We start from the raw sequence: 6,000 nt of genomic DNA, 5'->3' as shown, positions 1-6,000 counted from the left end.
GGCAGGTTCTTACGTGTTACTCACCCGTCCGCCACTAAACCCCGAAGGGTTCCGTTCGACTTGCATGTGTTAAGCAGACCGCCAGCGTTCATCCTGAGCCAGGATCAAACTCTCCATTTTGAAGAATTTGTAGCTCTTCTGTTGACTAGACTTGCTAGTCATGTTATCTTTTGGGAGTCCTCAGTCTTTTAACTGATTCCTCCGATAGTTTTTTGACTAGGAGTTCGTTAATTCGACTTTCAAACGTATTTTTTTTTCTAGGTTCGGTGCGCTTTCGGTTCTTTCGTCTCTCAAGCGCATTTACCAATGTATCTAATCTCTTCGGCTTTGTCAACCCTTTTTCTTAACTTTTTTTTGAACCAGGGGAAATCCTTGTCTGGCAAGGGTTGTAGTTTCTCCAGATCTTGGAGAGCTTGGAAATTTAACTGGGGGCATAGCGAAAATCCAGGGAAAATTTTTTGAACGTAGGCCTAGGGCTGGAATCTTTCCTAACTTCAAGGTAGGTTGCTTGTCCATTCATAAAGGTTACTTAGGGCATCGTATAGACCCTAAGCACCGATGGCAAAAGGATAAGTATTGATGGGAGTGTGTTCTGCCTGCGAGAATTTAGAACGATAATATATAGTCATCAGCGACGGGATAACGAACGGAATCCGGCAATAAACTCCTTCTGAGTATGACTACCCCCTGACATTCGTTTATTATTGAGTCGATTTAGGATCATGTACTTACTTTTGACCACAGTGCAACACCACCACCTCTTCCCCTAGCAGCAATAAGATTAGGGGTGATTACAAAAAAGGCAAAAAAAGCTTGTTTTTTGATAGAATCTTGATAAAATTGTTGAGCATTACTTGGAGTTCCAGGCCTTTTTCCATTGTAGAGGTTTAATCCTAAGAATTTAGCCGTAAGACAGGTAAAGTCAAAAGCTAGAATATTGTTTTTTTCTACAAATTTAGCAGGGCCAGTTAGGATTAAGTTCACCCCATCCAACTGAACAGAATTTTCAATAATTCCTGCGTCTATTTCCGAGGGTGGATTGAAGGGTAACAGGGGATGGGGATATTGAGAATAGATAATTTGTAGACTCAAAAATCGAGGAATATAAAACCCGCTTCCGATAAAAACTCCGGCTTTTTTACGGAGTTTATGGGTTCCACTTACCCAACACAGTCGCCAACTTCCAACTAAGGATTCAAAACTATAGTGTTCTTTGTTTTTTTTCGCCCAATGTTCACATCGAATTAAACTTTCAGCAACAATATGAGAGTCGATTTTTTGTTCTTGACCCGTTAACACAAATTTAGCTACTTTTTCTAACAAGAGAATATCATTTTGCATAAAGTTGGGGACTCTCGACTATTGGTTGTGGAAGGAACTAGAAATTTATCCTATCATAAACATCAAGAGTTAAAAAACTGTTTAGGAATTTTACTCGATAATCTAGGGAACCCATAATTGACATTACTCCTCGTTTTTGATTTAGATTTTATCCAATTCTTGACGTAATTGTTCTAACTCATTATCAAATACATCTGTTTTTGATAATGAGTTAGTCTGAATATGAGGATCACTTATTGTATGATTACTTGAAATTTGTGCTTTTAATGCTGCCAACTCATCATCAACCTCACTTGTTGCTTCTAAAGCAGCCAATTTACTTTCAAAATCTGAGCCTGCTAATTTTCCTGGTGCTGAACGAGCTTCTAGTTGTCTAACTTTCTCTTCCATTCGTTCAAAGGCTGTTGTTGCATTATAAGAATTAATTTCACCTAACAAATCTTGTCGATTATTAATTTCAATCTGTGCTTTTGCTGCTTTGATTTTAGACATGAGTAATGATTTATTCGACTTAGCGTCAGAAACCTTTTGTTCAAAAACTAATAATTGATGTTTGAGGGAATTAACTTGTTCTGTATGAGTATCGAGTTGTTGCTTAATTGTATTTAAAGTATTCAACGATAATTTTTTTCGCTTTAATGCTTCTATAGCTAAATCTTCATAACCTTTTTTTAAAGCAAGTTTGGCTCGTGATTGCCATTGATCAACTTGCATTTTAGTTTGATTATATTGTTGTTCAAGACGTTTCTGAGCAACAATGACTGGAACAATCGCTTTACGGAACTTAATCACATCTTCTTGCATATCTAAAACCGCTTGTTCTAACAGCTTTTCTGGATCAATTCCTTGCTTTAAAAGACGAATTAAACCTGCTACACCCAGTCCAGCAATAGCACCCGCAGCACCCATAGAAGCCATTCCCACACCAAATGCTGTTCCTCCTGTGGCGACTCCAACACCCCCTATAGCAGCAGACAAACCTGCACCCGCAACTGCACCTGCGGTAGTGGCTCCCACTGATGAAGTATCCCCTTCTACCATCATTCTAATTGCTTCATAAAGTGCAAGTCCTGTTAATGCACCAGCCCCAGTTAATCCAACTGTTCCAACACTAAAACCTGTTCCGGCTGCTAAAATTCCAACTTGACCAACAGAAGCACCTGCTAAAGCACCCCCTGTAGCAAAGGCTGAACCTGCTGCAAAATTGCGAGAATCTGTTTCTGAAGAGTCGAGATAAGAGTTGACATTAGCTCTAATTAAACGACCCATTCGATTAAATAGCTGACCCATGATTTTTAACTCCTCTAAGATGACATCTTGAGCTATTTTTCTTTAATTTATTCACTCCGTAACTTATCTATTTATCGGCTAGATCCCGTTGTTTCCAAAACTCATCTCGTGCTGCTTGTTCCGCTTCCAATTTCGCTTTTTTTGCAGTTTCTAAATTTTCATTGAGTTGATTTGCGATCGCATTTTCTAACTGTTCTTGTTCAGAATTTTGTAAATGATTATCGACTAACTTTTTAATCCCATACCCTGCTAACCCCACAACCCCACCTGCCGCCACAACAGGGGCCATTCCAATCCCAACGGCAGTTCCCGCCACCGCTAAACCCATACCACCCACAACCGCAGAAACTCCAGCACCTCCAACTGCACCTACCGCTATTGCACCTAACGCCGTTGCATCTCTTTCTTCTAAGGCTTTTTTCGCACCATAGGCTGCTGTTCCCACCACTGCACCTGCCGCCACGACGGGAGCAGCCCCAACTGCCACACCGCCAAAGCCACCCACTAACCCCATACCACCAACAGTTGCAGCCACTCCGGTTCCAACTGCTGCCCCTGTCGCTGCGTAACCTGTCGCTTCTGCAACGTTTTGCAAATCCTGATTATCCTTGTCAGTCATGGTGATTGCCTAAAATGTTGACCTTGATATTAAATTAACAAAAATAACAATATCTTGGAATTCGTAGATTTTAGGTAGAAATGTAATACAATACAGTAAGGATTATTAGTAAAGATTCGTTCTCATGGCGAGTACAACCGTAACCAGTAAAGGACAAGTCACGATTCCTAAAGTCATTCGAGACTACTTGAAACTTGATACAGGTAGTAAAGTAGAATTTTTCATTGATGAAAATGGACAGGTAAAAATCATTCCTCTGAATGTTGCGGTTGAAAGTTTATCGGGAATTTTGCATCGTTCTGGGATGAAAAAAGCAAGTTTAGAAGACATGGAAGCTGCTATTTATAAGAATGCAAATGATTGGACTGGATACTAATATTTTAGTTCGGTATTAAAAATATCAGACAGGAGGATTGAGTGGCATCGGGTGAGGGAGAAACTATCGAAATTATTGAAGCAGATATTATTGATTCAACTTTTAGTTTTGAAATTGCTGATCGAAATTTAGAAAATTACGCCTTACCTCCAGAAGATCCATTAGGAGAATTATCTGATTTTGAATTAGGGTTACGACGTTTTTGTTATGAGCATAATCAACGAGTTATCTGGGAAATTGGTGAGATCCAGTTTACTGTATTTTTTGACCCTGATATTTGTATGTTATTGGAAGATCGCTTTCCCGAACAAATTGGTCAATTAGAACAGGGTGAAAATATTCGGATAGATTTTGTTGAAAGTTATGAGATTACGGTTATTTTAACCCATGAGGGTGAGCAGCTTCATTGTCAATTAAGGGAGTTTAATGATCAGCACAATCAGTATAATTATAAGTTGGATAAACAGCAAGTTTTAAGAGAGTTAAGAACAATTTTGTTTGGGGTAATGATATTGGCTTTGAAACAAGGTTATGTCACGAAAGAAGATATGTACGAGTTTATTAAACCAGCTTTTTCTTCCCCCCATGAGAGTCTAACACGCGAAAATCTTGAGTTTGTTTTACAAGATTTCAAATTGATTCGTCCTGCGGTAAAATATGGGCTAGAACAATCTGGAAAATAACAAAACCCAACTATCAATGACTTCACTACAAGAACCAGCCAAACATCTCAAAGCTAAAGGTATGAAACCGGGGGGGCGTCGCCCTGCTAAGGAACTCTGTAGCGAGTGCGGTCTGTGCGACACCTATTATATTCATTATGTTAAAGAAGCCTGTGCTTTTTTGAATCAACAAATAGCTGAATTAGAAGCAGAAGCTCATGGAAGCAGCCGCAATTTAGACAACTGGGATGACGTCTATTTTGGGGTGCATCAAGATATGATGCAAGCCAAGAAAAAACAACCCATTGAAGGCGCTCAATGGACGGGAATTGTGAGTACCATTGCCATTGAAATGCTCAACCGAGGGTTAGTAGAAGGAGTTGTTTGTGTTCAAAATAGCAAAGAAGACCGTTTTCAACCGAAACCTGTAATTGCGAGAACCCCGGAAGAAATTTTAGCAGCTAAAGTCAATAAACCGACATTATCCCCGAATTTATCAATTTTAGAACAAATCGAACAGTCGAAAATGAAGCGGTTGTTAGTAATTGGGGTAGGCTGTCAAATCCAAGCATTAAGGGCAGTTGAGAAGGAATTGGGGTTAGAAAAACTCTATGTTTTGGGAACGCCCTGCGTTGATAATGTCACTCGTGCGGGATTGCAAAAATTCTTAGAAACGACAAGTAAATCCCCGGATACGGTTGTTTATTATGAATTTATGCAGGATTTTCGAGTTCACTTTAAACATGAGGATGGTTCTTTAGAAACTGTACCATTTTTTGGGTTAAATACCAAAGAATTAAAGAATATTTTCGCCCCTTCTTGTTTGAGTTGTTTTGATTATGTTAACTCCCTGGCTGATTTAGTTGTCGGATATATGGGAGCAACTTTTGGCTGGCAATGGATTGTCGTTAGAAATCAAACCGGACAGGAAATGTTAGACTTAGTTGGAGATTTAATTGACACCCAACCTGTTATCGCCCAAGGGAACCGGAAACAAGCGGTGCAACAAAGTATTCCCGCCTATGATAAAGCCGTTACATTACCGATGTGGGCGGCGAAATTAATGGGGGTGGTGATTGATAAAATCGGCCCTAGAGGGTTAGAATATGCTCGGTTTTCGATTGATTCTCACTTTACTCGCAATTATCTCTATGTTAAGCGAAATCACCCTGAAAAGTTAGATGCTCACGTTCCTGATTTTGCTAAAAAAATTGTAGAACAATATCATCTGCCGAATTCCTAACCAGAAAACCACGCATAAGTTTTAAAATGCTTATGTGTGGTAGAATACAATTAATGAAATTGACGAAGATACCCATCAATTCTCCAAGTTAAACCTATAGTCTGGATTTGGAGTCTTTATTGGGGATTTTGAGCTAGTTTAAGGCCCATAAGGGGGACTGCTAAAATTAGCAACACCAACCAAGGCGCTAAAACTAAACTCGCTAACAAACCAACTAAAGCAATTCCCCTTGCAATAACCTGAACGATTTCTTCGTTGGTGCTTACACTCAGTAAAGCTGCAAAAATGGAAATTGCAAGGGATAACAAAGAAGGTACTAACATCACTACAAACCCTTCATTCAAGGTAAAGGTAAAACAGTGTTGTGCGTTCCTTCGGGAAAATTCCCTACTTCCGTCTTCCTCAAACCGCTAAAATATCACCCTCCTATTCAGCGCCTGGGGGAGATGAACGATGACTATTTATTTTT

The 6,000-nt window shown here is 39.5% G+C and carries 7 protein-coding genes, 1 rRNA gene and 1 riboswitch; of the genes, 3 read left to right on the top strand and 5 right to left on the bottom strand.

The genetic code is table 11. From position 1 onward, the window contains the following. The 4 genes from H6G57_RS24025 to H6G57_RS24010 form a co-directional block, all read right to left on the bottom strand. Window positions 1–120 (bottom strand): 16S ribosomal RNA (locus tag H6G57_RS24025); the annotation flags it as partial. A gap of 600 nt (window positions 121–720) precedes the next feature. After that, complete coding sequence (locus H6G57_RS24020; RefSeq protein ID WP_190523257.1) at window positions 721–1,341, bottom strand: hypothetical protein; 621 nt, start codon at window positions 1,339–1,341, stop codon at window positions 721–723. Between the two features lie 141 nt (window positions 1,342–1,482). Beyond that, entirely contained in the window at window positions 1,483–2,631 is a 1,149-nt protein-coding gene (locus H6G57_RS24015; RefSeq protein WP_190523255.1) for a PspA/IM30 family protein, read from the bottom strand. Between the two features lie 67 nt (window positions 2,632–2,698). Next, on the bottom strand, window positions 2,699–3,250 hold the full coding sequence (locus H6G57_RS24010; protein ID WP_199314434.1) for a hypothetical protein: 552 nt from the start codon (window positions 3,248–3,250) through the stop codon (window positions 2,699–2,701). 124 nt (window positions 3,251–3,374) lie between these two features. Here H6G57_RS24010 and H6G57_RS24005 point away from each other — a divergent pair, with 124 nt between their 5' ends. The 3 genes from H6G57_RS24005 to H6G57_RS23995 are packed head-to-tail and all read left to right on the top strand — an operon-like array spanning window position 3,375 to window position 5,531. Further along, complete coding sequence (locus H6G57_RS24005; protein WP_190523253.1) at window positions 3,375–3,626, top strand: AbrB/MazE/SpoVT family DNA-binding domain-containing protein; 252 nt, start codon at window positions 3,375–3,377, stop codon at window positions 3,624–3,626. 41 nt (window positions 3,627–3,667) lie between these two features. Beyond that, window positions 3,668–4,309 carry a hypothetical protein gene (locus H6G57_RS24000; RefSeq protein WP_190523252.1) on the top strand — a complete coding sequence of 214 codons (642 nt, stop codon included), beginning with the start codon at window positions 3,668–3,670 and terminating at the stop codon, window positions 4,307–4,309. Window positions 4,310–4,325: 16 nt separating this feature from the next. Further along, entirely contained in the window at window positions 4,326–5,531 is a 1,206-nt protein-coding gene (locus H6G57_RS23995; RefSeq protein ID WP_190523250.1) for a Coenzyme F420 hydrogenase/dehydrogenase, beta subunit C-terminal domain, read from the top strand. Between the two features lie 116 nt (window positions 5,532–5,647). On the opposite strand, the gene H6G57_RS23990 is transcribed toward H6G57_RS23995, so the two are convergent. After that, the gene (locus tag H6G57_RS23990; protein ID WP_072720775.1) at window positions 5,648–5,854 is read right to left on the bottom strand and encodes a hypothetical protein; all 207 of its coding nucleotides are present in this window, start codon (window positions 5,852–5,854) and stop codon (window positions 5,648–5,650) included. A 40-nt stretch (window positions 5,855–5,894) separates the two neighbouring features. Continuing rightward, window positions 5,895–5,986: riboswitch (Glutamine riboswitch) on the bottom strand. Between the last annotated feature and the right edge of the window lie 14 nt (window positions 5,987–6,000).

The sequence above is a fragment of the Planktothrix sp. FACHB-1365 genome, from assembly GCF_014697575.1.
GTDB lineage: Bacteria > Cyanobacteriota > Cyanobacteriia > Cyanobacteriales > Microcoleaceae > Planktothrix.
This window is presented reverse-complemented; position numbering and strand designations above follow the sequence as displayed.